The 26,963-nt window shown below is 71.2% G+C and carries 24 protein-coding genes; 6 read left to right on the top strand and 18 right to left on the bottom strand.

Annotated elements, in window-relative coordinates; all coding sequences use genetic code 11:
* Positions 1–2: 2 nt before the first annotated feature.
* The 5 genes from QRN49_RS05455 to QRN49_RS05475 all read right to left on the bottom strand — a co-directional run bounded on the left by QRN49_RS05455 (position 3) and on the right by QRN49_RS05475 (position 3,203).
* Complete coding sequence (locus QRN49_RS05455; RefSeq protein WP_284754293.1) at positions 3–683, bottom strand: hypothetical protein; 681 nt, start codon at positions 681–683, stop codon at positions 3–5.
* Positions 680–874: a hypothetical protein gene (locus tag QRN49_RS05460; protein WP_071404793.1), complete on the bottom strand. Its 195-nt coding sequence runs from the start codon at positions 872–874 to the stop codon at positions 680–682. The genes QRN49_RS05455 and QRN49_RS05460 overlap by 4 nt, the downstream gene beginning before the upstream one ends.
* Positions 875–1,081: 207 nt before the next feature.
* Positions 1,082–1,381 carry a Dabb family protein gene (locus QRN49_RS05465; protein WP_181435955.1) on the bottom strand — a complete coding sequence of 100 codons (300 nt, stop codon included), beginning with the start codon at positions 1,379–1,381 and terminating at the stop codon, positions 1,082–1,084.
* 57 nt (positions 1,382–1,438) lie between these two features.
* A complete protein-coding gene (locus QRN49_RS05470; protein ID WP_027467207.1) occupies positions 1,439–2,326 on the bottom strand; it encodes an SDR family oxidoreductase in 888 nt (295 codons plus the stop codon).
* A gap of 145 nt (positions 2,327–2,471) precedes the next feature.
* The gene (locus tag QRN49_RS05475; protein WP_284754298.1) at positions 2,472–3,203 is read right to left on the bottom strand and encodes a S1 family peptidase; all 732 of its coding nucleotides are present in this window, start codon (positions 3,201–3,203) and stop codon (positions 2,472–2,474) included.
* Between the two features lie 199 nt (positions 3,204–3,402).
* On the opposite strand from QRN49_RS05475, the gene QRN49_RS05480 reads away from it, so the two are divergent.
* A complete protein-coding gene (locus QRN49_RS05480) occupies positions 3,403–4,116 on the top strand; it encodes a GAF and ANTAR domain-containing protein (protein ID WP_284754299.1) in 714 nt (237 codons plus the stop codon).
* Here QRN49_RS05480 and QRN49_RS05485 read toward each other — a convergent pair.
* Genes QRN49_RS05485 through QRN49_RS05495 form a run of 3 tightly spaced genes read right to left on the bottom strand, consistent with a single transcriptional unit; the run spans position 4,113 to position 6,552 of the window.
* Positions 4,113–5,117: a diacylglycerol/lipid kinase family protein gene (locus QRN49_RS05485; protein WP_259531728.1), complete on the bottom strand. Its 1,005-nt coding sequence runs from the start codon at positions 5,115–5,117 to the stop codon at positions 4,113–4,115. The two genes, QRN49_RS05480 and QRN49_RS05485, sit on opposite strands and share 4 nt — an antisense overlap.
* A 49-nt stretch (positions 5,118–5,166) precedes the next feature.
* On the bottom strand, positions 5,167–5,343 hold the full coding sequence (locus QRN49_RS05490; protein WP_284754301.1) for a hypothetical protein: 177 nt from the start codon (positions 5,341–5,343) through the stop codon (positions 5,167–5,169).
* A 57-nt stretch (positions 5,344–5,400) separates the two neighbouring features.
* On the bottom strand, positions 5,401–6,552 hold the full coding sequence (locus QRN49_RS05495) for a fatty acid desaturase family protein (protein WP_284754302.1): 1,152 nt from the start codon (positions 6,550–6,552) through the stop codon (positions 5,401–5,403).
* A 166-nt stretch (positions 6,553–6,718) separates the two neighbouring features.
* Here QRN49_RS05495 and QRN49_RS05500 point away from each other — a divergent pair, with 166 nt between their 5' ends.
* Complete coding sequence (locus QRN49_RS05500; RefSeq protein ID WP_111024077.1) at positions 6,719–7,456, top strand: GAF and ANTAR domain-containing protein; 738 nt, start codon at positions 6,719–6,721, stop codon at positions 7,454–7,456.
* A 33-nt stretch (positions 7,457–7,489) separates the two neighbouring features.
* Here the strand turns inward: QRN49_RS05500 and QRN49_RS05505 are convergent, their stop codons facing one another.
* The 5 genes from QRN49_RS05505 to QRN49_RS05525 form a co-directional block, all read right to left on the bottom strand.
* Complete coding sequence (locus QRN49_RS05505; RefSeq protein WP_284754304.1) at positions 7,490–10,291, bottom strand: alpha/beta hydrolase; 2,802 nt, start codon at positions 10,289–10,291, stop codon at positions 7,490–7,492.
* Between the two features lie 123 nt (positions 10,292–10,414).
* A complete protein-coding gene (locus QRN49_RS05510; RefSeq protein WP_111094439.1) occupies positions 10,415–10,816 on the bottom strand; it encodes an HIT family protein in 402 nt (133 codons plus the stop codon).
* 99 nt (positions 10,817–10,915) lie between these two features.
* Positions 10,916–12,169: an ice-binding family protein gene (locus QRN49_RS05515; RefSeq protein ID WP_194652901.1), complete on the bottom strand. Its 1,254-nt coding sequence runs from the start codon at positions 12,167–12,169 to the stop codon at positions 10,916–10,918.
* Between the two features lie 335 nt (positions 12,170–12,504).
* Positions 12,505–14,637 carry an Ig-like domain repeat protein gene (locus tag QRN49_RS05520; RefSeq protein ID WP_284754305.1) on the bottom strand — a complete coding sequence of 711 codons (2,133 nt, stop codon included), beginning with the start codon at positions 14,635–14,637 and terminating at the stop codon, positions 12,505–12,507.
* 138 nt (positions 14,638–14,775) lie between these two features.
* Positions 14,776–16,062 carry a HupE/UreJ family protein gene (locus QRN49_RS05525; protein ID WP_282819218.1) on the bottom strand — a complete coding sequence of 429 codons (1,287 nt, stop codon included), beginning with the start codon at positions 16,060–16,062 and terminating at the stop codon, positions 14,776–14,778.
* A gap of 122 nt (positions 16,063–16,184) precedes the next feature.
* Here QRN49_RS05525 and QRN49_RS05530 point away from each other — a divergent pair, with 122 nt between their 5' ends.
* Complete coding sequence (locus QRN49_RS05530; protein ID WP_282819219.1) at positions 16,185–16,901, top strand: type 1 periplasmic-binding domain-containing protein; 717 nt, start codon at positions 16,185–16,187, stop codon at positions 16,899–16,901.
* 15 nt (positions 16,902–16,916) lie between these two features.
* Here the strand turns inward: QRN49_RS05530 and QRN49_RS05535 are convergent, their stop codons facing one another.
* The 5 genes from QRN49_RS05535 to QRN49_RS05555 form a co-directional block, all read right to left on the bottom strand.
* Positions 16,917–17,840, bottom strand: a complete 924-nt coding sequence (locus tag QRN49_RS05535; RefSeq protein ID WP_284754307.1) for an ROK family protein — start codon at positions 17,838–17,840, stop codon at positions 16,917–16,919.
* The gene (locus QRN49_RS05540) at positions 17,837–19,522 is read right to left on the bottom strand and encodes a dipeptide ABC transporter ATP-binding protein (protein WP_284754309.1); all 1,686 of its coding nucleotides are present in this window, start codon (positions 19,520–19,522) and stop codon (positions 17,837–17,839) included. Before QRN49_RS05540 ends, QRN49_RS05535 begins: the two co-directional genes overlap by 4 nt.
* Entirely contained in the window at positions 19,522–20,415 is an 894-nt protein-coding gene (locus QRN49_RS05545) for an ABC transporter permease (RefSeq protein ID WP_111024068.1), read from the bottom strand. The genes QRN49_RS05540 and QRN49_RS05545 overlap by 1 nt, the downstream gene beginning before the upstream one ends.
* Positions 20,412–21,371: an ABC transporter permease gene (locus QRN49_RS05550; RefSeq protein ID WP_027467218.1), complete on the bottom strand. Its 960-nt coding sequence runs from the start codon at positions 21,369–21,371 to the stop codon at positions 20,412–20,414. Before QRN49_RS05550 ends, QRN49_RS05545 begins: the two co-directional genes overlap by 4 nt.
* A 96-nt stretch (positions 21,372–21,467) precedes the next feature.
* Positions 21,468–23,261 (bottom strand): peptide ABC transporter substrate-binding protein, encoded by a 1,794-nt coding sequence (locus QRN49_RS05555; RefSeq protein WP_111028682.1) that lies wholly within the window; start codon positions 23,259–23,261, stop codon positions 21,468–21,470.
* A gap of 227 nt (positions 23,262–23,488) precedes the next feature.
* Here QRN49_RS05555 and QRN49_RS05560 point away from each other — a divergent pair, with 227 nt between their 5' ends.
* Genes QRN49_RS05560 through QRN49_RS05570 form a run of 3 tightly spaced genes read left to right on the top strand, consistent with a single transcriptional unit; the run spans position 23,489 to position 26,956 of the window.
* The gene (locus QRN49_RS05560; protein WP_083404204.1) at positions 23,489–24,673 is read left to right on the top strand and encodes an ROK family protein; all 1,185 of its coding nucleotides are present in this window, start codon (positions 23,489–23,491) and stop codon (positions 24,671–24,673) included.
* Positions 24,666–26,222, top strand: a complete 1,557-nt coding sequence (locus QRN49_RS05565; RefSeq protein ID WP_284754317.1) for a M81 family metallopeptidase — start codon at positions 24,666–24,668, stop codon at positions 26,220–26,222. Before QRN49_RS05560 ends, QRN49_RS05565 begins: the two co-directional genes overlap by 8 nt.
* On the top strand, positions 26,219–26,956 hold the full coding sequence (locus QRN49_RS05570) for a copper homeostasis protein CutC (RefSeq protein ID WP_284754319.1): 738 nt from the start codon (positions 26,219–26,221) through the stop codon (positions 26,954–26,956). The genes QRN49_RS05565 and QRN49_RS05570 overlap by 4 nt, the downstream gene beginning before the upstream one ends.
* The last annotated feature ends 7 nt before the right edge of the window (positions 26,957–26,963 follow it).

Consider the following 26,963-nt stretch of genomic DNA (forward strand, 5'->3'; position numbering starts at 1 on the left):
CGTCAGGCGCAGTACTCGTACGGCAACATCGCGACCGACCCCACCCAGATCGCACCCACGGTGGTGCCGTCCGTCCCCAGCTGGAACGTCATGTAGCGTCCGTCGGCCTGCACGCTCCACATCGAGTACGGCCCCTGGTCCTCACCGTAGGTTCCGGTGTACTGCAGGTCCGGGTACGCGGAGCGCACCTCGGTCAGGGGCGCTCCGATGCCGATCCCGGCGTCGGTCTCGGGCGAGTTCGTCGTCACCGGGTCCGACCCCACCCCACCGATGGTCACCCCGGCGACCTTGCCGTCGCGGGGGATGACGATGAGGCCGGGGGTGTCGGACCGCTCCCAGAAGGTCGTCTCCGGGCTGGCCGGACACGCATCCGTACTCCGGGTGTATGCAGCAGCCAGGTCGTCGATCTCGCCCTGCACCGGACCATCGAGGGCGATCGGTCCGACCTCGTCGGTCGAGATGGTCCACGTCGCGGGGTCCGACAGGCTGAAGGCCGTGTCCGTCGCGGTCGGGGTCGCAGTTGGAGTCGCGTTGTCGGGGTCACCCGGCGCCTCCGGGGTCGCGGTCGCAGTCGCAGTCGCAGTCCGGGTCGGCGTCGCGGCCGGTGAGCCGGAACAGGCGGTCAGCGCCATCGCTGCGATGAGCCCGAGGGCCACCCCGGCGGTCCGGGCGGTGCCGTTCACGCTGCCCCCGCCGCACTGCGCCGCTGCCGGTCAGGCGGGAGCTGGGGGCCGGGTTGCTGCACGGTCCTCCAGCTGCCGATCCGCGGGTCGAGCCGGACGGCGTCCCCGCATTCGTCGCAGTGCGCCGCTCCCGCCTCGCCGAGCAGGATCTTCGCGCCGTCGTGGACGAACGGGTTCGGGTTGCCGGGCATCGTCTGTTTCCCTCCGTCGGCGGATGTCGAACGGTCCCCGCCCGCAGGCGGGGACCCGACCGGCGCGGGCTCCGGAGAGCCGCAGCGCCGGCCGACGACCCCCGCGCCGTTGCGATGGCCGATCCACCGTACGTCGAGCCTCCACGAAGAACGGAACCCCTCGTCCGCCATCGCAACCAGAGCGTTACACAGCTTCCGACGCAGCGATCAGTCGGCGTCCTCGACGTCGAACACGACGACCCGCGCACTCGCCGCGCCGATGAACTCGGCCACCGGCCGGTGCTCCGGGTGCGGCAGGTACCCGGCGAGCGCTGCACGATCGCGGAACCGGACGACGAGCATCCAGTGGAACCCGCCCTCCAGCCCCTCGGTACTCACGCTCGTGCCGGCCTGCACCGACTCGACCCCCTCAACCCGTGGCAGGTGCTCACGCGACAGGGCCGAGGCCTCGGACGACCGGTCCTCCCCGTCCCACTCGACCAGCACGGTGTGCGTCACTCCGGACACGTGGTCCCCTTCCTCGAACGCAAGAACTCGAAAACGCCAAAAGCCCAGAACGGCAGATCAGAACGCCGGCGTCCCGCCCGCGATCGTGATCGTCGACCCGGACTGGTAGCTCGACTCCGGGCTGACCAGGTGCACGTAGGCGGCACCGAGCTCAGCGGGCTGCCCGGGACGGCCGAACGGCGAGCTCTCACCGAAGTGCGACACCGTCTCGGCGTCGTCGGAACCCGGCTGCAGCGGCGTCCACACCGGCCCCGGTGCGACGGAGTTCACACGGATGCCCTTCGGCGCGAGCTGCTGCGCGACGGCCTCGGTGAAGAGCTTGATCGCGCCCTTCGACACGGCGTAGTCGATCTTGTCCGGCGAGGGCGTGGACGCCTGGATCGAGCCGGTCGTCACGATGGTCGACCCGGGCTCGAGGTGCGGCACGGCGGCCTTGGTCAGCCAGAACAGCGAGTAGATGTTGGTCTTGAAGGTGGAGTCGAACATCGACGTGTCGAGCGTGAGGATGTCCTCGTTGCTCTCCATGCGCCCCGCGACCATCACCAGGGTGTCGAGGCCGCCGAACTCGTCGACGCCCTTCTGCACCAGGTCCGTGCAGTACTGCTCGTCGGAGATGTCCCCGGGGAACAGCACGGCCCGTCGACCCTCGGACTCGAGCAGGTCGCGGACCTGTTCCGCGTCCTCCTGCTCGTCCGGCAGGTACGAGAGCACCAGGTCCGCACCTTCGCGCGACAGGGCGATGGCGGCGGCACGGCCGATGCCGGAATCGGCACCGGTGACGATGCCGCGGTACCCCTTCAGCCGTCCGAGCCCTGTGTAGCTCTCCTCGCCGTGGTCGGGCTTCGGGTCCATCTTCCACGCGGCGCCCGGCAGCGACTGCTCCTGCTTCGGGTACGGCGGTGCCGGGTAGAGGGTGTTCGGATCGCGCTTCTCGTACTGGCTCATGGCTCCACTGTCGTCGCGGCGCCCGCACGGGCGCTCAGCTGGTGGTTGACGGAGGCCGAACAGGCGAGCAACGCCCTGGAGACGGGTGGGGACGGACAGGAGGCGCGGTGCCAGCTGGCACCGCGCCTCCAGTCCGTCAGGTGGTTCAGACGCCGGCCGTGGTCTTGATCCAGGACGAGGCCTGCGACAGCAGAGCGTAGTTCGAGCCGGCCTTGGTGTTCGCGCCGGGGTCGGCACTGTCGCCGGTGGAGCAGACGGCGACGACCTTGCCGTTGACGAGCAGCGGGCCGCCCGAGTCGCCGTGGTTCGAGGCACCGGTCACGCCGGTGAGGTGCTGGGCACGACCGCCGAAGGCGTCGGTGCTCGCGCCGGTGAGCGAGACGGTGGCCTGGTACAGGCCGTCGGACTGGGTCGCGTTGGCACGCAGGCCGTAGCCCTGGATGGTGCCGGTGCCGCTCGACTTGGCCGTCGCGGTGAGGTCGAGGGGTGCGTAGGTGGACAGCGAGTAGGCGGTCCGCAGGTGCACGAGCGCGATGTCACCCGCCGGCGAGGCGCTGACGCGGTCGACGGCGACGGCCGTACCGCGGTTGAGGGTGGAGTTCGAGTGGTAGACGTTCATCGCACCGATGCCGTCGATGCAGTGCCGGGCGGTGAGGATCCACGAGGCGTTGAGCTGCTCGCCGGTGCAGTTGCTGACGTAGCCCGAGGGGATGCTCCCGCCGGAGGCTTCGAGCTGCACCGCCCACGAGGTGGTGGGGGCCTTCTCGCCGCCGACGACCTTCGTGCTGACGGGCAGCGCGGACGCGGGCGAAGCGGCGAACACGCCGGCGGTGATGACGGCGACCGCGGCGAACGCGGCTGCGATGGACTTCTTCATGACGACTCCTCTGTCGGTGAAGCACCTGCCAGTTGCTCTGTGCAACTGATGCGTCATCCTGACCCCCTGGCCAGGGGTCGCACCAGTCCGCACTTCGACGGACGCGGCTCCCGGAAGAGCCGTCGCGGGCTTGCTGGCGGTCGTCCGCTACGCGAACTGGCTGGGCCGTGCGCCATCCGTCTGGTCGTAGCGTCGAAGCATGACGACCAGTGACGCGATCAGCCTGCCGGATCGGTTGATGCCGGCTCTGGACCCAGACCTCGAGGTGCTCGACGCCATGGACCGGGTCATCGCGGCGTGCGTGGAGGGGACCTCGGCGACGGAAGCCGGGGTCGTGCTCGCGGACCGGTCCGGCGTGCTGCAGGTCGTCGCCTCGACGAGCGAGCGCAGCAGCGAGGCCGAGGAAGCGCAGCTCGGGACGGACGAGGGCTCGTGTCTCGACTGCTACCGGACCGGGAAGACCATCGACGTGCCCGACGTGTCGACCCACCATGCGGAGTGGCCGGCGTTCTCGGAGACGATGCGCGAACACGGGCTGCACGGCACGTTCGCCGAGCCGATCCGCCTGCGGGACCGGACCATCGGCTCGCTGTGCGTCTTCGCCGACCACACCCGCGGGCACAGTGACCAGGACGTCGTGCTGATGCAGCTGCTCGCCGACGCGGCTTCGGCTGCCCTCGTGCGACAGCGCGACCGCGGGGTGTCGACCACGATCGAGGAACAGGTCGAGGACGCGCTCGAGGCCCGGGAACTCCTCGAACAGGCCAAGGGTGCACTCGCGTACCGACGGGGCATCCGGATGGACGAGGCGTTCCAGATCCTGCGACGTGCTGCTGCCGGTGCGGGCCGCGGGATCCGGGCCATGGCGGAGGACGTCGTGCACCGGGGCGCCGACCTCGGCAGCACCGGCTAGGCCCGTCGGGTCCGCGGCCCGTCCGGCTCCGTCCGCAGCACCAGGCCGTGGTGGTCGGTGGTGAGCGTCACCGCGACCACCTCGCCGAACGCGTCGCCGTCGAGCTGCACACGCTCCGGGGTGTCGACGGTCAGCCGCAGCGTCCTCGCCCGCGTGTACCGGAGCGCACGTGATGCCGGCAGGACCCGGGCCAGGAGTCGCCCGAACCGGGTGCGCGCGAAGAAGCGGTTGAGCGTCAGGGCGTACCCGACCTTGGTCCAGCCGAACCACCCGGCCGGCCGGAACGCCACGGCGTCGAGGATGCCGTCGTCCGGTCGCGCCGCGGGGAGCAGCAGGATGCCCGCGGTCAGGGTGCCGCAGTTCCCGACGATGATCGTGTGGGCGCTCATGCTGCGGAGCGGGCCGTCGTCGATCCCGTAGTGCACCGGGATCTGCCGGTTGCCGATCACGGACCGGGCGATGGGATCCGAGTAGGCGACCCATCCGAACCGCTTCTTCACCCACGCGTTCGTGTCCGCGGCCATGCTCGCATCGAGCCCGATGCCGGTCATCACCAGGAACGCGTGCGACGTCGTGGTGCCCGCCGGGTCGGTCAGGTCGGCCAGCCCGACGTCGATCGGGCGGTCCGTCCCGCTGAAGCCCGCTCGAACCGATCGCACCAGGTCGCCGAGGGGCAGACCGAGGTTCCGCGCGAACAGGTTGCCGGTGCCGCTGGGGAGGAGCGCCACCGGCGTCCCGGTGCCGCGGAGTTCCGCGGCGACGACCCGGAGCGTGCCGTCGCCACCGGCGACGAGGACGACGCTCGGGTGGGCGTCGCGCGCGGCCCGGGCAGCCGCCCGTCCGTCGTCGTCAGCGCTCGTCTCGAACCAGAGCGACTCGGCCCATCCATGTGCGCGCTCCTCGGTGCGGAGCACGGCCCGGAGCCGGGCTGGGTCGATCTTGGTCGGGTTCACGACCACGGCGGCGCGCGGCGGGCCGGGTTCGTTCGGGGGCGTCGGCATGCGTTCGGTGCGGGGATTCCTGCTGGTGGTGCGCTTCGCCAGTGGCGGACTAGTTGGTCCGGCCGGCGTTGCGGGCCTTGTTGCCGCTGCGGCGGACGGCGCCGAAGACGATCGTGCCGAGCAGCAGGACGATGCCGATGATGCCGAGCCAGATCAGGCCCTGCAGGGCGAAGCCGACGATGGACAGGACTGCCCAGAGGACGACGAGGACGATGACGGTCTTCACGGTGGTGGTTCCTTCGGCGGGGTGTGGTGCGTGCGGGGTGGGGCGGGGTGGGGCGTGTCAGTGGATCCGGAGCTCGGACACCATCGGGCAGACGAAGGGGTCGCGGGCGCCGAGGCCGACGCGGTTGAGGTACCGGACGACGATGCCGTAGGAGCGCAGCAACGTGGTCTCGGTGTACGGCACGTCGAGGGTGTCGCAGTGGTCACGGACGAGCAGGCGGGCCTGCTTCAGCGCCGGACGCGGCATCGACGGGAACAGGTGGTGCTCGACCTGGTAGTTCAGGCCACCCATCAGGAACGACACCCACCAGCCGCCACGGATGTTGCGCGAGGTACGCACCTGGCGGGAGAAGAAGTCGACCTTCGCGTCGTGCGCGATCGTCGGCATGCCCTTGTGGTTCGGGGCGAACGAAGCGCCCATCATCACGCCGAACACGGCCAGCTGCACGCCGAGGAACGCACACGCCATCCCGAACGGCAGGAACCAGAACACCACCGTCAGGTAGATCGCGAACCGCGCCACCAGCAGGATGCCCTCCAGGACCCGCCCCCGGACGTCACTGCGCCCACCCGTCCCGCGGAGCACCGACATGACGGCGGCCCGGTGCAGGTTGATGCCCTCGAGCGTGAGCAACGGGAAGAACAACCAGCCCTGGTACTGCACGAACACCCGGAGCGGCCCGTTCTTGACGGCGGCGGCGTCCTCGGGCAGGAACCGGATCACGTCCGGGGCGATGTCCGGGTCCTTGCCGACGGTGTTCGGGTTGCCGTGGTGACGCGTGTGCTTGTTCATCCACCACGAGTAGCTGAGGCCCACCAGGAACGTCCCGACCCAGCGGCCAGCACGGTCGTTCCACTTCTGGGACGCGAACACCTGACGGTGCGCGGCCTCGTGCGACAGGAACGCGAACTGCGTGAACAGCACACCCAGCACACCGGCCACGATCAGCTGGAACCACGAGTCACCCAGGAACGCGAACGCGACCCAGCAGGCGGCCGTCGCCACGACGAGCGCGGAGAACAGCGCCCAGTAGAACCCCCGACGGCGCTCGAGCAGCCCGGCTTCCTTCACCTGCGCCAACAGCGCGGAGTAGGACGAGGTGCCGCCGGTCCGCGGCCCGGCCGGGGAGCCGGTCTTCCGGTAGCCGCCGGTGAGGGGTTTCGAGCTGGTCTCCCGCTGCGGGCTGGTACCGGCGTGCTGCGTGGTCATGGATTCCCTGGTCGTCATCGGAATGGAGGAACGTTCCGGCGGCCGGGGTCTGGGGCTGCTGGTCCAACGCTAGAGCCGCCGCGCTCCTCGGTGCAAGCCACAGGTCCGCGTGTCTGCTGCTCGACTACGGTTGTCCCGCCTGCTCGACGGAAGGACCGCTCCCCACATGACCGAGGTACGCGAAGCACGACTGGTCGAGACGTTCGTGACCCTCACCGACAGCTTGGTGGCGGACTACGACGTGGTCGACGTCCTGCAGACGCTGGTCGACCGGGCCGTCGAGCTGTTCGACGCCGCCGCGGGCGCCATCCACCTGCTCGACAAGCACGACGAGCTGCGGGTCGTCGCCTCGACGAGCGAGCGCAGCAGCTTCATCGGTCTGCTCCAGCTCAACGCCGGCGAGGGGCCCTGCATCACCGCCGTGACCACCGGCCGGTTGGTGACCTCGGAGAACGCGGACGACCTGCGGCAGCACTGGCCGCGGTTCGCCGAGGCATCGCGGGCTCGCGGCTACGCGGGGGTCCACGCCATCCCGCTCCGGCTGCGGGACACCACGGTCGGGTCGCTGAACCTGTTCCGCGAGACCGAGGGGGCGCTGAACGGAGCCGATGCCCGAGCCGCGCAGGCCCTCGCCGACGTCGCGACCATCAGCCTGTTGCAGCAACGGACCCTCGAGCACGCGACCCTCACCGCGGAGCAGCTCCAGCGTGCGCTCGACAGCCGGGTCGCCATCGAGCAGGCCAAGGGGTACCTCGCACGTGCGGCCGGGGTCGACGTCGAGGAGGCCTTCGGGATGATCCGTCGCTACGCACGTGCCACCCAGCGCTCGCTGAGCCAGGTCGCCGCCGCCGTGGCGCGCGACGACGTCCCGCTCGCTGACCTGATCGGGGCCGGAGCGTCCTGAGGGTTCGCTCGGGACGCTCCGGACCGCGCACGGCTACTTCGTCGTCGTGAAGGTGCCCCGGGCCCGCTGGTCCGAGCCGTAGCCACGCGCGTGCACCACGTGCGTGCCCGGCGCCAGCGCCGCCACGGCCTTCGTGATCTTCAGGCGGACCTTGCCGTCGGCGTTGGCCGTCGTGCGGGTGGCCCGACCGCCGTCGATGCTGACGGTGACCGACTCCCCGGCACGGAACCCCGTCGCCGAGATCGCGACCTTGGCACCCTTCCGGCTGCTCGTCGGCGTGACGGCGATGGCCGTGCTGGACGCCTGCGCCTCGGCACACGCGTCACCCGGCGTCCCGACCGCCGGAGCGGACGCGGTCGGCCGTCCGTTCACGCTGCGCACGCCGTCGTCCTCGCGGATGCGCATCGTGCCGACCGAGTCACCGATCACCGAACCGCCCTGGGTGTTGCTGAGGGTCATCGCGTAGTCCGACGTCCGCGAGAACGACGGGGTGCGGTCACCGTTCACCGAGACCGCGACCGTGCGGCAGACCTCGCCGGGCTGGAACGTGACGGGCTGCACCGCCGGGCGGATGCGCCCGTCGTACGCCTGGTCGAGGTCGAAGGACACCGTCGTGGCCTGCTCGGCAGGTCGGGAGAGCACGACCGCTGCCCGGACCACCGTGCGCGTGCGGCCCTCGTCGACGAACCGGTCCGCGATGCGTGCGGCGGGACGCTTCGTGACCACCGGGGTACCGAGGGTCGCAGCGGGCACGAGCGACAGGTCGCTCAGCAGGACCCCGCTGTTCTTCTGCGGGACGTCGATGGTCACCTCGCGCACCGACGTCAGGTCGATGCCGGTGAACGCGTCGAGGGGGATGCGCGCCTGCTGCAGGATCGTCTTGCGCGGGGCCATCCGGGTACCGGGGAGCAGCTGTCCGGCACGGCTGGTGTCGGACAGGCGTCGGGTCGCCACGGCACCGGTCGCGTCGCGGAGGGTGATCGAGACGTTCGCGTTCGTCGTCGCGGTGTCGTCCGGGGTGAGGCGGAGCGACAGCGCCTGGAACCCCGTGAAGTCACCGGCCGCCGGAGCCACCGGGACGTGCACCTGGCCGCCGGTCGCCGCCTTGGTGGGCGAGACGTGCAGGGCGGGGGTGGCCGGCACCGACGACGCCAGGTAAGCCGGGGTGTAGTCCGGGGCGTTGGACGAGATCGAGACGCACGCCGGCAGGATCTGCTTCGCGGGCAGGTTGTCGGTGCTCGCGCAGGTCTTCGCCGTCAGGGCACCGGTCGTGGTGATCGCCGGGTTCGCGGTGTCGAACAGGGCGAGGTCGCGCCGGCTCGCGCCGGGCTGGGAAGCGCTCACCCGGATGTCGGCCGCGCCCAGGGCGGCGGGCTGGCGGTTGGTGCCGTCGAACATCGGCAGGAACTGCTGCTCGCCGTCGAGCGCCAGGCGGAAGAAGCCGCTGATCAGGCTCGTGCCGATGGCGTACTGCCGGTCGGACGACAGCCGCGTGGTGTGTTTCGCCTTCGCACCGCAGACCGCGTCGGACTCGTCGTACCAGTCGTCCGACGACGCCTTCGCGTACTTGCCGGGCGTCCACGTCGTGTTGAAGAAGTTGTGGTTCGCACCCATCACCAGCACCGAGGAGCGCAGCACGTCGTCCCCGAAGGCGGTGCGGGAGTCGTCGTAGAAGTGCTGTCCCTGCAGGTCGGACACGTCGCCGTCGCAGTACGGCAGGACGACCGCCGTGTTGGTGTCCGGCAGGGTCATGCGCCCGAAGTCGGTCGGTGCCAGGGGCAGGACGGCACGGATGCCGAAGGGGTTCGTGCGCTGCGTGTTGAGCAGGGCCGCGCGGACCACGCCGTCCCCGCCGCGTGAGTGGCCCATGAGGCCGACGTCCTGCAGGTCGAGCTTGCCGGTGAGCAGCGGCGAGAGCCGGGGCTCCTGTCCGGCGTCCGCCCGCTGCAGCAGGCTGAGGTGGTCGAGGACGAGCTGCCCGCGGGCCACCGCTCCGCCGTCGTCCGAGTAGCTGCCGTCGAGGGCGTTGATCGCGTTCGCGGAGATCGACACGACGACGTTGCCGTGGCTCGCCAGCGCGGTCGCCGCCGCGTTGTAGCCGAGGTAGCTCGGGATGTCGGTCTGTCCCTTCCCGCACGGCCACGCCTTCGGGTTGTACGTGCCGCCGGAGCAGGCCTCGTGGCGGCCGTGCAGGAACACCACGACCGGGCGCTTGCCCGGGGCGTCCTTCGGCACGAAGACGGCGGCACGCATCTCGCCCTTGCGCCCGAAGCCCTTGATCGTCTCGGCTTCGTTGCCCAGGTCGTAGTCGGCCCGGGTGACCGCGTACTGGCCTGCGGACGCCGGGTCGTCGGTCAGCGGTGCCGGGGCTTCGCTCGGCGCGACCGTCTGCGGCGCGGTGGCGGCCTGCCGGTTGCCCTGCAGGTCGGTCTCGCCCGTCCAGCCAAGCTCGACGCTGCGGGCATCGGCGACCGCGGGGTCGGTCGTGGTGACCGTCAGCTGCCGCTGGTCGAGGCTCGTCTGCGCGACGCCGATGTCGGTGCCGTCCACGAGCAGGACGGGGGCCGCCGCCCGGAGCGGCAGGGGGTCGGCGAGGGTCAGGACGACGGTGTACCCGCCGTCGGTCGGCGTGACCGTCCAGTCGTCACCCTGCGCGACGGGCGTGCCCGGCGTCGTGATCGTGGTCGTCCCCGTCGCGGCGGTTGACCCGTCGCCCGGCGCGGCCGTGGCCGGCAACGCCGCGATCGTGCCGGAGACGGCGAGCGCCCCGGCGATGAGTGTCGAACACGCGATCTGCAGCGCGATGGTGGAACGGCGTCTCGGCGAACGGTTCACGTCGGATCTCCCCTGGTGCGACGGGCATGCGCCACCGCACGCTCCGTCGCCAACAGTAGGGAGCGCGCTGCTCGCCGCGGATCGTCCTGGAGGATGAGGTGGCGGCTCAGTACCTGAGGGTCCTCACGGGTGCGAGGGCCGGGTGCCGGGCGAGTAGTACCCCCGGCCCGGCACCGTGTGCCGGATGCCGCCGGCCGGGTCCGGCACGTCGCCGCCGTACCGCGGGATCACGTGCAGGTGGGCGTGGAACACCGTCTGCCCGGCTGCCGAGCCGTCGTTGAACCCGACGTTGTACCCGTCCGGTCGGTACCGGTCGTCGAGCACCAGCTTGAGTGCGCGGACGAGCCGCGTCATCGCGGCCACTTCGTCCGCGGTGGCCTCGAACCACGACACCACGTGACGCTTCGGGACGACCAGGCTGTGCCCGGGCGAGACCGGGTTCACGTCCAGCAGCGCGACGACCAGGTCGTCCTCGACGAGCCGGGAGGCCCGTGGCACGTCGTCGAAGACACAATCGGTCGGCATGCCCCCATGCAATCGGGCACGTGGACCGATCGCAAGGCCGGTGACGCATGCAGACGGCCCCGCGACCAGGGTCGCGGGGCCGTCGATCGTGCGGGTCGATCAGATGCGGCCGACGGTGCGGCGACGACGACGCAGCAGGACCATGAGCGTTGCACCCGCGGCGAGGAGTGCCGCGGCGATGCTCAGCGGGACGGTCGGGTCCGAGCCGGTGAACGCGAGCTCACCGGTGGGCTGGTCGGTTCCGCCGCCACCGCCACCGCCGGCGCCTGCTGGGCCGCTCGGGGTTGCGGTGGGCACCACTGCGGGTGCCGTCGGGGTGGGTGTCGCGGTGGGCACCGGTGCCGGGGCACGGACCGTGATGGTGACCGTCTGGGTGTCGTCCGGGCTGGTGCCGTTCGACGCCGTGATCGTCACGGTCGAGGTGCCCGGGGTTGTCGGGGTGCCGGAGATGACGCCGGTGGTGCTGTCGATCGTCAGGCCGTCGGGCAGGCCCGTGGCGGTGAACGTCGGGTTCGGGGTGCCGGTCGCGGTGACGGTGGACGAGTAGGGCACGTCCACGGTGCCGTCGGACGGGGTGCCCGAGGTGATGGTCGGCGACTCGGACGGCGTGCCCGGTGCGGGGCAGCCGTTGGAGGCCGTGATCGTGTTCGTGTCGAGGGTCACGGCGCCGGTGCGGGCCAGCAGGCGGCCCTGCACGGTCGCGCCGGTGGTGGCGGTCACGGACTGCTGCGCCAGGACGGTGCCCTGGAACTGGGCGCCGGTGCCGACGGTGGCGGAGCTGCCGACCTGCCAGAACACGTTGCACGAGCTGGCACCGCCGGTGATCACGATCTGGCTGGCGGACCCGATGGTCAGGGTCGACGCGGCCTGGAACACCCACACGGAGTTCGCGCTGCCGGCCAGGGTCAGCGCACCGTTGTTCGCCAGGGCGAGGGCGCCGCCGGAGTACACGCCGGGCGAGAGCGAGAGGCCGTTCAGCTCGGTGAGACCGGTCTGGGTCGGGGAGAGCGACGCGGCGACGTTGTACGCGGTGGTGGTGTCGCGCTGGGCCTGTGCCGCCGCGGCGTCGGTCTGGTGCGTGGTGCCGTTGACGACGCCGTTCGGTGCGCCGCCGAAGCCGGTGATGGACGTGCCCGGTGACAACCCGAGGTCGCCGTTGATCACGGAGGGGCCGGTGTTCGTGACCGCGCTCGCGCCGAGGACGCCGTAGGTCGATGCGGTTCCGAGGTTGACCGGACCGTCGATGACCGTGGCGGCGGATGCTCCGCCACCGGTTCCGAGGGTGATCAGCGCGGCGACGGCAGCCGCCGAGATGACGAGGATCGAGCCTCGTCGGGATTGGTGAGTGTGCACGGCCAGCCTCTGCCTGCAGGAGAGGCGAGGGGTCGTCGGCGACGAGCGCGCATTCTCGGAGACTCGAAGTATGCGCTTCCGCACAGCCAGGACCTAGGAATGTCTGCACATCCGGTCAAAGCCTGGCAATCGGCCCGGATCCCAGCCGGATCGGGGGACGCAGGCGCATGATCACCACAGGTTGACCGGCCGCTCTCACCAGCGGACGGGTAGGGAGTTCGGGTCTCCCGTCAGCCGGTGCGGCGCCGGTCCCGGGTAGGACCGGTCGCCCACCCCCGGACACACGGCGAAGGGCCCCGCGATCGGGATCGCGGGGCCCTTGCTGGTGCCGGGTGCTACTTGATGACGACCGTGATGGTCGGGCTGGTGCTCGTGGTGAGCTCCGAGGTCCCGGCGAAGACGGCGTGCAGGTTGTGCGTGCCCTTCTTCAGCGGGAGCTTCGACGTGACCACGCCGTTCTCCACCGTGACGGTGGCGAGGCGCTTCGAGCCCTGGTAGATCCGGGCGGTGCCGTCGACGCTGAAGCCGGTGGCCTTCACCTGGACGGTCGCCTTGCCGCCGCTGTACTTGATGGCGGTGCGGGACGGGGCCTTCTCGACGGTGACCGTCATGGCCTTCGCCGTCTTCGAGTTCGTTCCCGAGTACACCGGGTCCGCGTTGACGAACGAGGCCGTGACCGCGTGCTTGCCGATGGCGAGCGTCTTCGGCAGCGTCATGCTCGCCGCGCCGTCCTTGACCGGGGCGGTGCCGAGGACCTTGCTGCCGTCCTTGAACGTCACGGTGCCCTGCTGGGTACCGATGCCACCGGCGATGGTCGCGGTGACCGTGGCCGGCTTGGCGGTGCCGTAGGTCTGCTCGGCGGCCGACGCGGTGAGCGTGGTGGTCGTCGTCGGCAGCGTGGCGTGCAGGTTGAACTTGTCGACCGTCGAACCGATCGCAGCCGGGTCGGCCGTGGCCGTCGGCTGGAGGGTCACACCGCAGCTGTCCACCTTGCCGTGCTGCACCGCCGAGTTGAGCGTCGTGCAGTCGCTGGCGCGGATGTTCTCGACGGCGAGCTTGTCGTCGGTGACCGAGACCTTCACGAAGGTGCGGACGTGCTCCTGGTTCTCGACCGAGTTGGCGAAGTGCCGCTCACCCTTGGGGTCGAGCGGGTCCGCGCCGTAGCCCTGGGTGGCGTCCGGGGCGGTGAGGTCGTAGTACTTCGAGCCGGAGGCCGAGTTCGCCGTCATGTAGATGACGCCGCCGGGGCCGGAGAAGACCTCGGGAGCAGCGGGCTGCTCGTTGACGTTGGCCTTCTTGCCGTTCTTGATCGCGTAGCTGCGCGAGTAGGAGTGGTCGTGGCCCTGCAGGACGAGGTCGACACCCATGTCCGAGAACGAACGCGTGAAGTCGAACCGGCGCTGCTGGTTGTCACGGTCGTTCGCGTGGTCGGCCGGCGAGTAGATCGAGTGGTGGTAGACCAGCGTCGTCCACTTCGCGTCGTCGCCGTAGCGGTTGATGACGTCGCGCACGTAGTTCACGTGGGCAGCGTCCGAACCGGCCGCGTAGGCGTTCGAGTTGATGTCGATGAACAGGACGCCCTTGTACATGTACCAGTAGTCGCCACCCGAGTTCGCGGTGGTGTTGCCGCCCGGGTAGAAGTCCGGCACCTTGAGGGAGTTCGGCACCTGGTTGTGCTGCTCGTAGGCCTTGCCACCCACGTCGTGGTTGCCGATGGTCGAGGCCCACGGGTAACGCTTCAGCACGTCGCTGCTGTCCGCGAACGCGCCCCACTCGTACTCGTTGTTGGCGTGCTCGACCTGGTCGCCACCGGAGACCAGGAGCTCGGCGTCCGGCTCGGTCGACGTGGCGTACTTGAGCGTGTCCGCCCAGCCGGCACCGTCGTCGTCCGTGAAGCCGGACGAACCGATCTGCGGGTCACCGAAGAACAGGAAGTCGAAGTCGCCGGAGAAGCTCTTCGTGGTGAAGGTGTACGACGCGGACCAGGCCGAGCCGTCCGCCGCACCGACGTGGTACGTGTACGAGGTGTTCGGCTCGAGGGCCGAGATCGTCGCGTGCGCGTTGATGTAGCCCGATTCGGCGGCGATGCCCGGGATGCTCTTGGTGTTCGAGTCGGTCGCGCTCGAGTCGGCTGCGGTGTTCGCGGCCTCCGAGGCGGCGACCGTCTGCTTGGCGTCCGTGAAGACGCCGTCCGTCATGGACGCGGTCTTCTGGATCTCGAGCGACTGCGCGACGTTCGTGGGGAAGTACCACGAGGCGATGCGCTGGCTCTCGGTCGCGCCGACGCCGAGCAGGATGTGGATCGGGCCACCGGTCGAGATGTTGGTGGTGGGGGTGTTCGTCGCGGCGGTGGCGGCGTTCGTGCCGACCATCGAGGCACCGGCGATGAGCGCGGCCCCGAGGACGGCTCCGCAGACGCGGAGGGTGGTGGTTCTGCGCCGGGTAGTGGCGCCGGACAGGAGACTCATGTTGGTCCGTTTCTCAGACGTGGGATGGTGCAGCACGGAAGACTCTGCATGCACTGCAAAACGTCTTGGTAAACGCTGAGTGACGGTTCGTCGCTGTTCAGGAACGAACGCGACTCGTCAGCGGGTCCGTGGCGAGCGTCAGCCCGCCGCGAGCCGCTCGACGAACCAGATCATCCCCATCACGAACACACCGGCGGTCACGGCGCCCGTCACCCAGAGCGACACCCGGTGCGCCTTCCGCCGCAGCAGCGAGAGCGGCGGGAAGACGATGACGATGATCGCGAGCTGCACGGCCTCGATGCCGACGTTGAAGATGAGGAGCGAGACGAGCAGCTGCCACGAGAACGCCTCGTGGATACCGAGGGCCCCGGCGAACCCGAGCCCGTGGATGAGCCCGAAGGCGAAGACGACGGCCAGGCGGGTCCACCCGGCGCGGTCGAGCGAGAAGTGTCCGTGCTCACCGACCACCAGTTCGTCGGCCCGCGATCGACGACGCCAGAGCCGCCACAGGTACCAGCCGGCGACCGCGGCGATCGACAGGGCGATGAGCGGCTCGACGACGATCGCGGGCGGGCTCACCACACCGAGGGCGGCGAGGATGAACGTGATCGAGTGGGCGATCGTGAACGCGGACGCCGTGTAGACGACCTCGCGCAGGCGACGCGACCCGGCGATGAGCGCCACGAGGAACAGGATGTGGTCGATCCCGGTCAGCAGGTGCTCGGCGCCGAGGCGGAAGAACTCCCAGAAGCGCTCACCCGCCGACTGCTCGGTCGAGAACGTGCGCTGCGAGGCGTCGAGGGTGGCCGAACCCGTCCGGTCGTCGACGTCGTAGGTGACGATCGTCTTGGTGTCGCGCACGAAGGTCTCGTCGTCGGGGAACAGCTCCGACGACACCACGTGCCCGGACTGCGTCTCGGACGGTTCCGGGCAGGTGAAGTCCGCGGTCACGTGGGCGTACGGCACCTCGTCCTGCAGGTCGACCGTGACGGTGTCGTCGAGCGTGCCCGTGCAGGCCTGCCCGCCGGCTCCGGTCACCCGGAACCGGTCGAACACGTACTTCCCGATCGCGTCGGTGTGCGCCTCGGCAGCCGTCACCATCCCCGGGAAGTCCCCGTCGTCCCAGGCCCGCTGCCCCCGCTCGTGCAGCGCGTCGTCGTGCTCGCTCGTGGCCACCGAGACGAGCATCAGGTCGTACTCGAGCCCGAGCTTCGCCTGCACGACGGTCGGCTTCGTGGACGTGACGTCGGCGTGGACCACCGAGCTGAAGCCGTGCGCCGACGCCGGTGACGCCCCCGCGAGCACGCCGATCACGACCACCCCGAGCAGCACGAGCGCGGCGACGACGCGTGCGACGAGCGCGAACAGGGGGAAGGAGCGGGCAGGGCGGGCGCGCAGGAGCGCGGCGGTGGTTCCGGAGGGCACGCGCAGACGATCCGGCCCGCAGACGACCGGCAGGTGAACAACCGGTGACCAGCAACGGGACGGCGGTCGGACAGGTCCCCGGACCGGCCCGGCGCGGCTGTCGGGCGTGCTTGCATGGTGCCGTGATCCGCCCCGCCACCCGGACGACCGTCCTGTGTACCGCCGTCGCCCTCGCCACGGCCGGCACCGCTCTGCTGGCCGGCTGCTCCGGGGCGTCGGACAGCGCCACCGGCGGCACCGGCCCGACGGCGACCGCGTCGGCGCACGCCTCGGCGGGGGTCCTGGGCACCGGGTTCTCCGACCCCGACCAGCCGCCGGCGCCCGAGGCAACCATCCACCCGGAGCCCGGTTCCTGGTCCGGGGTGCACGCCCCCACCGGCTACGACGTCGTGCTCCTCTCCGACGCGGGGGACGCCGCCGACACCCCGACCCGGACATTGCTCGACGCCGTCGAGTCGTGGGCCGCGGACGAGGACGTCACCGTCACCCCCGTCTCGGCGAAGGGCCCCGACGACCGGATCGCCGCGGTCCTGCGCGCCGTCGACGCCGAGCCCGACCTGGTCATCACCGTCGGCAACCACATGGTCGACCCGCTCGCGGCGGTCTCACCGACCGCGCTCCACCAGCAGTTCCTGGTCGTCGGCGCCGAGATCGCGGAGCCGACGTCGAACGTCACGGCGGCGGACTGGACGGGCGGCGGGTTCCGCGGCGAAGGCCTCGGCCCGTCGAGCCACTACGACCCGGAGACCTTCACCGAGGACCGCGCGGCCCGCGGCCTGCGCGCCGGACTCGCCGCCGTGCTCCACGACCTACGCGGCATCGTCGTCTGGGTGCCCTGACCGGGCGGTCCCCCGCTACGCGGTCTCCGGCTCCAGCACGCGCGCTCGCACCTGCGCCGCTGCGCCGAGCGCCACGGCGTCGGAGCCGAGCGTCGACTGCGCGAGCCGGATCGTCGCCCCGCTGACCGGCGGTTCCGCGGCGATCGCCGCCGAGATGGCCGGTTCGAGCAGGTCCCAGGACCGTGCGATCCCGCCGCCGATCAGGACGGTGGTGACGTCGAGGATCCCCGCGGTCAGCAGTGCGGCACGGGCCAGGCCCCACCCCGCGGTGGCGAAGACGGCGACCGCGTCGGCGTCCCCGCCGCGGGCGGCGACGGCGACGTCCCGTGCCGAGAGCATCCGCCCGGAGCGTTCGGCGTAGCGGTCGGCGATGCCGCGCGCGCCCGCGATGGTCTCCAGGTGCCCGGTCTGCCCGCAGGTGCACCGGGCGTCGCCGAAGCCGGGGACGTGGCCGATCTCGCCGGCGGCTCCGCGCGGGCCGGCGAAGAGCCGTCCGTCGAGCACGAGCGCACCGCCGACGCCGGTGCCGAGGGTCATGCCGAGCACGTCGGACTCCCCCACGACCGCGCCGGTGGCGATCTCGCCGAGCAGGAACGCGTTCACGTCGTTGTCCAGCGTCGCGGGGACGCCGAGGGCGTCCGTCACCGCCCGGGTCACGCCGTAGCCGGCCCACCCGGTGAACGAGTTGCCGGTGACCAGGACGGTCCCCGTGGTCCGGTCGACGACGCCGGCCGCGCCCACCCCGACACCCGCCAAGGAGGCCCGGTGCGTGTCGAGCAGACCCGTCACGGCCCCGAGTGCCGCCGTCACGATCGCCGCCCCGCCCGCGTGGGCGGGCGTCGGCAGGTCGAGGCGGTCGATGACCTCGAGGTCGGGCGTGGTCAGGACGACCTTCGTGTTGGTGCCGCCGACGTCGACCCCGGCCAGGGCCCGGGTCACGCGGTCACCGCCGCGAGTGAGGCGAGGCGCTCCGTCCGACGCTGCCGTTGCAGCACGGGGTCGGGCACCGGCACCGCGGCGAGCAGGCGACGGGTGTAGTCGGTGGTGGGGTGCAGCAGCGTCGTGCCGGTGGTGCCCTGCTCCTCGACGACGCCCTGGCGCATCACGACGACGCGCTCGGCGAAGTGCTGCACGACGGCCAGGTCGTGCGAGACGAACAGGCACGCGAACCCCAGATCGTCCTGCAGCTCGCCGAGGACCTCGAGCACGGTCTCCTGCACGCTGACGTCGAGCGCCGACGTCGGTTCGTCGGCGACGAGCAACCGCGGTTCGAGCACCAGCGCCCGGGCGAGCGAGACCCGCTGGCGCTGCCCGCCGGAGAGCTCGCGCGGAGCACGGGACGCCAGGGTCCGCGGCAGCCGCACCGCGTCGAGCACCTCGTCGATGCGACGACGACGATCGGCCGAGGACATCCCGCGACGGTGCACGGCGAGGGGCTCCGCGATGCACTCGGCCACCGACATCCGGGCGTCGAGGGACGCCACCGGGTCCTGCAGCACGACGCCGATGCCGGAGCGGAGTGCACGGCGGTCACGGCCCTTCGCGGTCCGCAGGTCCTGCCCGAACAGCGACACCGTGCCGGACGTCGGCTTGATGAGCCCGAGCGCCACCCGGGCCGCGGTCGACTTGCCGGAGCCGGACTCGCCGACCAGGCCGACGGTCTCACCGGCGTGCACCGCGATGTCGATGCCCGCGAGCGCGTGGACGGCGCGCGCCCCGCGCCCGAACGTCACCGAGACGTCCCGCAGGTCGACCACCGGGGCCGCACCGGGCCTCCCGGCCGGCTCGGTCTCCGCGTCGGTGACGGGAGCCGACGGACGGTCCCCCGCCACGTTGAGCCGCGGCACCGCGGCGAGGAGCCGCTTGGTGTACTCGTGCTCGGGGCGGAGCAGGACGTCCTCGACGCCACCGGTCTCGACGATCTCGCCCTGGAGCATGACCGCGACCCGGTCGGCGAAGTCCGCGACGACACCCATGTTGTGCGTGACGAGCAGCACGCCGGTGCCGGTCTCGACGGCGAGCGCGCGGAGGAGCTCGAGGATCTCGGCCTGCACGGTCACGTCGAGGGCGGTGGTCGGCTCGTCCGCGATGAGGAGCTTCGGGGCGTTCGCGATCGCCATCGCGATGACCACGCGCTGGCGCTGCCCGCCCGACAGCTGGAACGGGAACGACCGGGTACGTGACTCGGGGTCGGGGATGCCGACGCGACGGAGCAGGTCGACGGCCTCGGCCGCGGCGGCGGACGCGGAGACGTCACGGTGGTTCCGGATCACCTCGGCGATCTGGGCACCGACGCGGGTGAGCGGGTCGAGGGCGGTCGCGGGCTCCTGGAAGACCATCGAGACGGTCGAGCCGCGCAGGGCCCGCAGCGCGGGTTCGGCGGCGCCGACGACCTCGTGTCCGGCGACGACGGCGCTGCCCGAGGCCGTCGCGTTGCCGGAGAGCAGGCCCATCGCCGCGAGGGCGACCGTCGACTTGCCGGAGCCGGACTCGCCGACCAGGGCGAGGGTCTCGCCGGGGGCGACCGACAGGGACACCCCCCGCACGGCGTCGACGGTGCCGGACTCGGTGCTGAAGGAGACGCCGAGGTCGGTCGTCCGCAGGATCGGTTCGTTGGTCATCAGCGGCCCCGTACGTCGAAGGCGTCCCGCAGTCCGTCGCCCACCGCGTTGAACGCGCAGACGACCAGGATCACGGCCAGACCCGGCGGCACGATGAGCCACCAGCGTCCGGAGTAGGCGGCGGTGAGACCCGCCGAGAGCATGCCGCCCCAGTCCGTCGCGGGCGGCTGCACGCCGAGCCCGAGGTACGAGACGTAGGCGACCAGCAGGATCGCGTCGGCGACCTGGAACGTCGCCGCGACGACGATCGTCGACACCGAGTTCGGCAGCAGGTGCTTACCGATGGCGCGGGCGTGCGAGCCGCCGATCGCGCGCAGGGTCAGGACGTAGTCGCGGTTCTTGAGCGTCAGGGTCTCGGCGCGGATCAGGCGGGACGGCACGAGCCAGGACACCAGGCCGAGGATGACGATGAGGCCGCCGACGCCGGGGTTCGTGATCGCCGAGATGACGAGCAGGATGAACAGGGCCGGGATCGCGATGCCGGCGTCGACGACGCGCATCATCAGCGCGTCGACCCAGCCGCCGACGTACCCGGCGACGGAACCCCACAGGGTGCCGACGACGGTGGCCAGGACCCCGGCGGCGATGCCCACCATCAGGGAGACCTTGCCGCCGTACATCAGGCGGCCGAGGACGTCGTGGCCGACGGCGTCGGTGCCGAGCCAGTGCGCGGCGCTCGGGCCCTGGTTGGCCTGCTCGAGCAGCGTGTGGGTCTGGTCGGTCGGGTACACGAACGGGCCGACGAAGCAGAACAGCACGATGACGACGATCAGGGCGAGGCCGATCACGGCGAGGGTGTTGCTCCGGAACCGGCGGGCGGCGAGCCGGAACCCGGTGGCCGCGACGGTGACGGGGGCGCCCGGGGCTTCGGGGGCCATCTGGACGGCGGTCATGCGCGGCTCGCCTTCACTCTGGGATCGATGAGGGACTGTGCGACGTCGGCGAGCAGGGTACCGATGACGGTCGCGATGGAGATGACGAGGACGCAGCCGAGCAGCGTCGGGTAGTCGGAGGACTGCGCGGCGTTCCAGAACAGCAGCCCCATGCCGGGGTAGTTGAACAGCTGCTCGGTCACCAGGGCGCCGCCGAACAGCACCGGCAGGTAGTACCCGAGCATCGCGACGACCGGGGTCAGCGAGTTCCGGAACACGTGCCGCCGCAGGATCGTCGCGGTCGAGGCGCCGCCGGCACGGGCGGTGCGGACGTAGTCCTCCTGCAGGTTCTCGAGCGTCGACGCGCGCATGTACCGACTGAACACCGCGATCATCGCGAGGGCTCCGGTCACCACGGGCAGCACGAGTCCGGCGGGGTCCTGGAACACCTCGGCCAGGGTGGTGCCGCTCGGTGCCTGGGACGGCAGCCACGGCAGCTGCTGGCTGAAGACGATGATCAGGACGAGGCCGAGGAAGAACGCGGGCGTCGAGTAGAAGACGAAGGCCAGGGCGGTGGCGGCGTAGTCGACCGCACCGTTGCGGCGGGCCGCCTGGAGCATCCCGACCGGGATCGCGACGACGAGTCCGAGCACCGCGGAGATGCCGGTGAGCACGAGGGTCTTCGGCAGGCGCTCGGCGATGAGCTGCGAGACCGGCTCGTTGAGCGTGTACGAGGTGCCGAGGTCGCCGGTGAGCAGGCGACCGAGGAACCGCAGGTACTGCACGGGCAGCGGCTGGTCGAGCCCCTGCGCCTGGTTGAACTGGGCGATCTGCGTGGGGGTCGCGGAGACGCCGAGCACGCCGCGGGCGGGGCCGCCGGGCAGCGCGTGCAGCAGGCAGAACACCACGACGGTGACGATGAGGATCACCGCGAGTGCCTGCAGGACGCGCCTGGTGAGGTAGAGAGCTGTGGTCATGCGGGTTCCGATGGTCGGTTCTTGCGTGAGCCGGGGCGGAGGCGCGGTGCGGGTCGGGCCCGCACCGCGCCTCCAGGCCGTGGTCGCGTCAGCGACCTACTTGGTCCACTTCCACTGGGCCGGGTGGAAGTTGGCGAGCGAGTCCTGGTCGAAGCCGGACAGGCCCTTCTTGACGACCGAGATCTGGTAGTCGGGGCTCGGCAGCCAGATCACCGGCAGGTCCTTCGCGACCGCGGCGCTGTAGTCCTGCACGGCGGTGGCGTCGGTCGAGGTGGTGGTCGCGTCGATCAGGGAGTCGACCTCCTTGTTCGAGTAGCTGCCGAAGTTCGCCGAACCGCCGGTCTGGAACAGCGACTCACCGGTCGGGTAGGCCGGGAAGTACCAGCTGCCCGCGGTGCCGAAGAACGACAGGTCCCAGTCGCAGCTGGCCTCGTCCGAGGTGCAGGTCGGGGTCTGCGACAGCACGCTCGACACCGGCGCGGTCTTGATGGTGAAGTCGATGCCGGTCTTCGCGAGCGAGGACTGGATCGCGCTCATCATGTTGTCGGTCACGGTCGAACCGGACTGCGACAGCACCTGCATCGAGAACTTCGTGCCCTCCTTGACACCCTCGCCGCACTGGCTGGCGGACGTGCCCGGGTCGGTGCAGACCATCGTGCCGCCCTGCTCCTCCCAGCCGTGGCTGGTCAGCAGGTCCTTGGCCTTCGAGGTGCTGAACGGGTACGGGTTCGACTTCTGCACGTCGGAGACGTAGTCGGACTCCTGTGCCTGCGGGATCGGACCGTAGGTCGAGGTGGCGGTGCCGTTGAAGACCACCTTCGACAGCGACGTCTGGTCGATCGACATCTGGACGGCCTGACGGGCGTACAGCTGCTTGAAGACGGCGCCCATGTCGGGGTTGTTGAAGTTGTACGGCATGTACGTGATGGCCCAGCCGGTCCACGGCTCGACCTCGTAGCCCTTCCCGGTGAAGGACGCCTTCTGGTCCATGTCGGTGGCGTTGATGTAGCCGTAGTCGACCTCGCCCGAGCGGACGGCGTTCACCTCGGCGTCGGCCGTGGTGAAGGGCAGCAGGTTCACCGTGGTGATCGACGGCTTCTCACCACCGTCGTACTTCTTGTTGGCCGTCAGGGTGACCTTGCCGGCCGTGGTGAAGGTCTTGACGCCGTAGGGGCCGGAGATGGTCTTCCACAGGTCGTCGGTGGCGTAGTCGGAGATCTTGCCGGCGGCGGTGTTGAGGTACTTCCACACCTGCTTCGCGCCGGCGGTGGTCTCGTCGGCGTCGGTCACCTTCGCGGTCGCGCTGGTCTTGTCCCACGCGTGCTGGGGCAGCGGGATGATGTGGCTCAGCTGGTTGGCGAGCATCCAGTCCGAGTTGTAGGCCTTGTCGAACGTGATGGTGAAGTGCGTGTCGTCGACGGCCTTGAACGACGTCCAGTTGTCCGGCGCCTTGCCCTTGGAGTACGAACCCCACTGGTCCTTGTTCGCCTTGATCAGGTTGAACCAGAACCCGACGTCACGGCTCGTGATCGCCTCGCCGTCCGACCAGTGCCGGTCGCCGAGCGTCATGGTCACGCTCTTGCCGTCGTCGGCGAACTTCGCGTCGGTGGCGACGGAGCCGGCCTTGTTCCACGCGATCTTGCCGGTGGAGCCGTCGTACGCGACGAGCGGCTCGTACAGCGACTGGGCGATGGAGCCGTTGTTCGTGTTGAGGTGCGCGGCGGTGCCGATCGGCAGGATCCAGTTCGGCGTGAAGTTGGCGGGGAGCGCGTAGTCGATCTCGTCGGTCGATCCCTGCGAGGCGTTGCCGCCTCCGGAACAGCCGGCGAGCAGCGCGCTCACGGCGATCGCAGCTCCGGTGAGGAGCGCCCAGCGACGGGGCTTGGACATGCGGTGTCTCCTTGTGCGAGGGACTTCGGGGAGGTGGAGCACGGGTGCCGAGCGGCACGAGGACAGTCAAGGACCAAAGCAATTGGAAAAACAAACATCTCGATGTAAAAACTGCGTTACTGCGGAACGGACGAAAGGGTGGACCGCTCGATCCGCCCCGTAGGCTCGCGGCAGAACGGACCACCGACCGGTGTTCCGCTCCCGTTCCGCCCGGATTGGAGAAAGTCGTGGCCGATCTCAGCGCCCGCGTCCTCGAGCTCGTCGCATCGGGGCAGGCCGCCAGCCGGACCGAGATCGCGAAGGTGCTCGGAGCCGCCCCCTCGACCGTCTCGCACGTCGTCGGCCAGCTCCTGGAGCACGGGATCCTCGCCGAGGAAGGCACCGACGTCTCGACCGGCGGGCGACCCCGCAAGGTACTCCGCATCGGCGGCGTCGACGAGTACGCGGTCGCCGCGGACGTCGGTGGCGGGCACGCGCGCATCGGCGTGGTCCTGCCTGGAGGCGCGCTCGAGTCGGTCGCGAACGTCCCGTTCGCGCTCTCCGACGGTCCGACCGCCGGGCTCCAGCGCCTGGCCGCGCTGCTCGAGCGGCTCGCCGACGACCGTGGTCGCGAAGGGCTGCGGGGCGTCGGGCTCAGCCTGCCCGGGCCCGTCGACGTCGTCGCCGGGGTCGTGGACCTGCCGAGCCGGATGCCGGGGTGGAACGGGTTCCCCGTGGCCGCGTGGCTGAGCGACCGGTTCGGCCTGCCGGCGATCGTCGACAACGACGCGAACTGCATGGCGGCGGGTGAGCAGACCGTCCAGGATCCCGCTCGACGCCAGACCATCACGATCAAGGCCGGCTCGGCGATCGGCGCGGGCATCGTCATCGACGGTCGGCTCTACCGGGGGTCGACCGGGGCGGCCGGGGACATCACGCACGTGCGGATCGACGCCGCCGGGGACACCCCGTGCTCGTGCGGCAACACCGGGTGCCTCGAGACGGTGGCGTCCGGGGCTGCCCTGGTCCGGATCCTGTCGAACGCGGGGGTCGACGTCGCCTCGACCGCCGACGTCGTCCGGCTCGCCTCGGACGCGCACCCCGAGGCCACCCGTGCCGTGCGGATGGCGGGCAAGTACCTGGGCGAGGTGCTCGCCGCCAACGTGAACTTCTTCAACCCGGACGCCGTCTACCTGGGCGGCATCCTGTCGACCCTCGACCCGTTCATCGCCGCCGTGCGGAGCCAGCTCTACGAGAGCTGCCACCCGTTGATGACCCAACACCTGGCCATCGAGCCGGTGTCGCTCGGTGCCGATGCCGGGCTCGTCGGCGCCGGCCAGTTCGCCCTGCAGCGGGGTCTCGCCGCCTCGCTCGAGGAGCTCTCCGCGCCCATCCCCCAGTCCACCACCAGGAACAGGAGCGTCCGTGTCTGAGACCGGTCCCGTCACCCCCGCCGCCCCCGCCAGCACCGCTGGTGCCCGTCGCCCGGTCATCGCCATCGCCGGGCTCGCCATCGAGACGTCGACGTTCACGCCGACCCGGACCCACGCCCCCGCGTTCCACCCGGACCGCGGCGACGAGGCCGTCGCCCGGTACCCGTTCCTGGCGACCATGGCCGACCGGGCGGACTTCCGCGGGGCGCTCATCGGGCACGCGCTGCCCGGCGGGATCGTCGACCGGGCGTCGTACGAAGCCCTGGCCGACGAGATCGTGGAGCGGTTGGGTGCGATGGGTCCGGTCGACGGCCTCTGGTACGACATCCACGGTGCGATGGTGGTCGAGGGGCTCGACGACGCCGAGACGGACCTGCTCGGCCGCATCCGCGCGGTCGTCGGCCCCGACGTCATCGTCTCCGCGTCGATGGACCTGCACGGCAACGTCACGCGTGAGCTCGCCCACCAGGTCGACCTCGTCACCTGCTACCGGATGGCACCGCACGAGGACACCCTCGAGACGAAGGAGCGTGCCGTCCGGAACCTCGTCGACGTGCTCACCGAACGCCCGGTCGGTGCGCAGCGACCCGTGAAGGCGTGGATCCCGATCCCCGTCCTGCTGCCCGGCGAGCAGACCTCGACCCGTCTCGAGCCGGCGAAGTCCCTGTACGCGCAGGTCCCGCTCGTCGAGCAGACCGAGGGCGTGCTCGACGCCGCGATCTGGGTCGGGTACGCCTGGGCCGACCAGCCCCGCGACCAGGCCGTCACCGTCGTCACCGGGTGGGACGAGGCAGCCGTCGCCGCCGGTGCCGAGCGACTCGCGGCGGCGTTCTGGGACGTCCGCGAGGACTTCGTGTTCGTCGCCCCCACCGGCACGTTCGAGGAGTGCCTCGACGCCGCGCTCGCCCCGGGCGCCGCGAAGCCGTACTTCGTCTCGGACTCGGGCGACAACCCCACGGCCGGCGGCTCCGGGGACATGACCTGGGGCCTGACGCAGGTGCTCGCCCGCCCGGAGTTCCAGGACCCGTCCGGCCCGACCGTCATCTACGCGAGCGTGCCCGGACCGGCCGCGGTCGCCGCGGCGGTGGAGGCCGGCGTCGGTGCGACGATCACCGTGACCGCCGGCGCGTCGGTGGACCACGTGCATGCCGGCCCGATCACGATGACCGGGCGGGTGCACGCGATCAAGCACGGCGACCGGGACGCCGAGACCGAGGTCGTGCTGCAGGTCGGCAGCGTCTTCGCGATCCTGACGAAGCTGCGGAAGCCGTACCACCACGAGCACGACTTCACCGACCTCGACCTGACGCCGCGGCAGGCGGACGTCGTCATCGTGAAGATCGGGTACCTCGAACCGGAGCTGTTCGACATGTCCGCCGACTGGATGCTCGCGCTCACCCCGGGCGGTGTCGACCAGGACCTGCTGCGCCTCGGGCACCACAGGATCGAGCGGCCGATGTTCCCCTACGATCGAGTGTTCCCGACGGCACCGGACCTCCGCGCCCGCATCGTCCCCGCCTCCAACGAACCGCTCGGAGCCCCTGCATGAGCACCACCGCCGCACTCGAGATCGCCGTGACCTCTCCGGCTGGTGCGATCACCGCGCGGGACGGCGGCGCCGACCGCGTCGAACTCTGCGTCGGGCTCGAGCTCGGCGGGCTCACCCCCTCGCAGGCACTGGTCGAGACGACCCACGAGACCGGGATCCCGGCGCACGCGCTGGTCCGCTGCCGCCCGGGCGGGTTCGTGCACTCCCCCGACGAGGTCGAGCTCATGGTGCGCGAGGTCCGCACGGTCCTGCGCTCCGGGGCCGCCGGTGTCGTGGTCGGTGCCCTGCGCCCCGACCGGACCCTGGACGAGGACGCCCTCCGCCGCTTCGTGGACGCCGCCCGCTCGGTCAGCGCCACCGCCGAGGTCACCCTGCACCGCGCGATCGACCACGCGACCGACCCCGTCGCCGCTGCCGCGTCGCTCGCGGCGCTCGGGTTCACCCGCGTCCTGACCTCGGGCGCCGCCCCCACCGCGGTCGCCGGTGCCGAGACGATCGCCCGCATGGTCGAGGCCGCCGGGCCGGTGCAGGTGATGGCCGGCGCCGGGGTCACCCCCGCCGACGTCCGCGCACTGCTCGCCACCGGTGCCGCCGCCGTGCACCTGTCGGCCAAGCGTCCGGCCGCGGACAGCACGCACACCGGGGTGCCGATGGGCGCCGGGGACGACGGCTCCGCGCACTTCGTCACCGACGCCGAGGTCGTCGCGGCCGCGCGGCGCGCGCTCGACGCCTGACCCGCTC

The organism is Curtobacterium sp. ME-Dv--P-122a (genome assembly GCF_030209645.1).
Lineage (GTDB): Bacteria > Actinomycetota > Actinomycetes > Actinomycetales > Microbacteriaceae > Curtobacterium > Curtobacterium flaccumfaciens.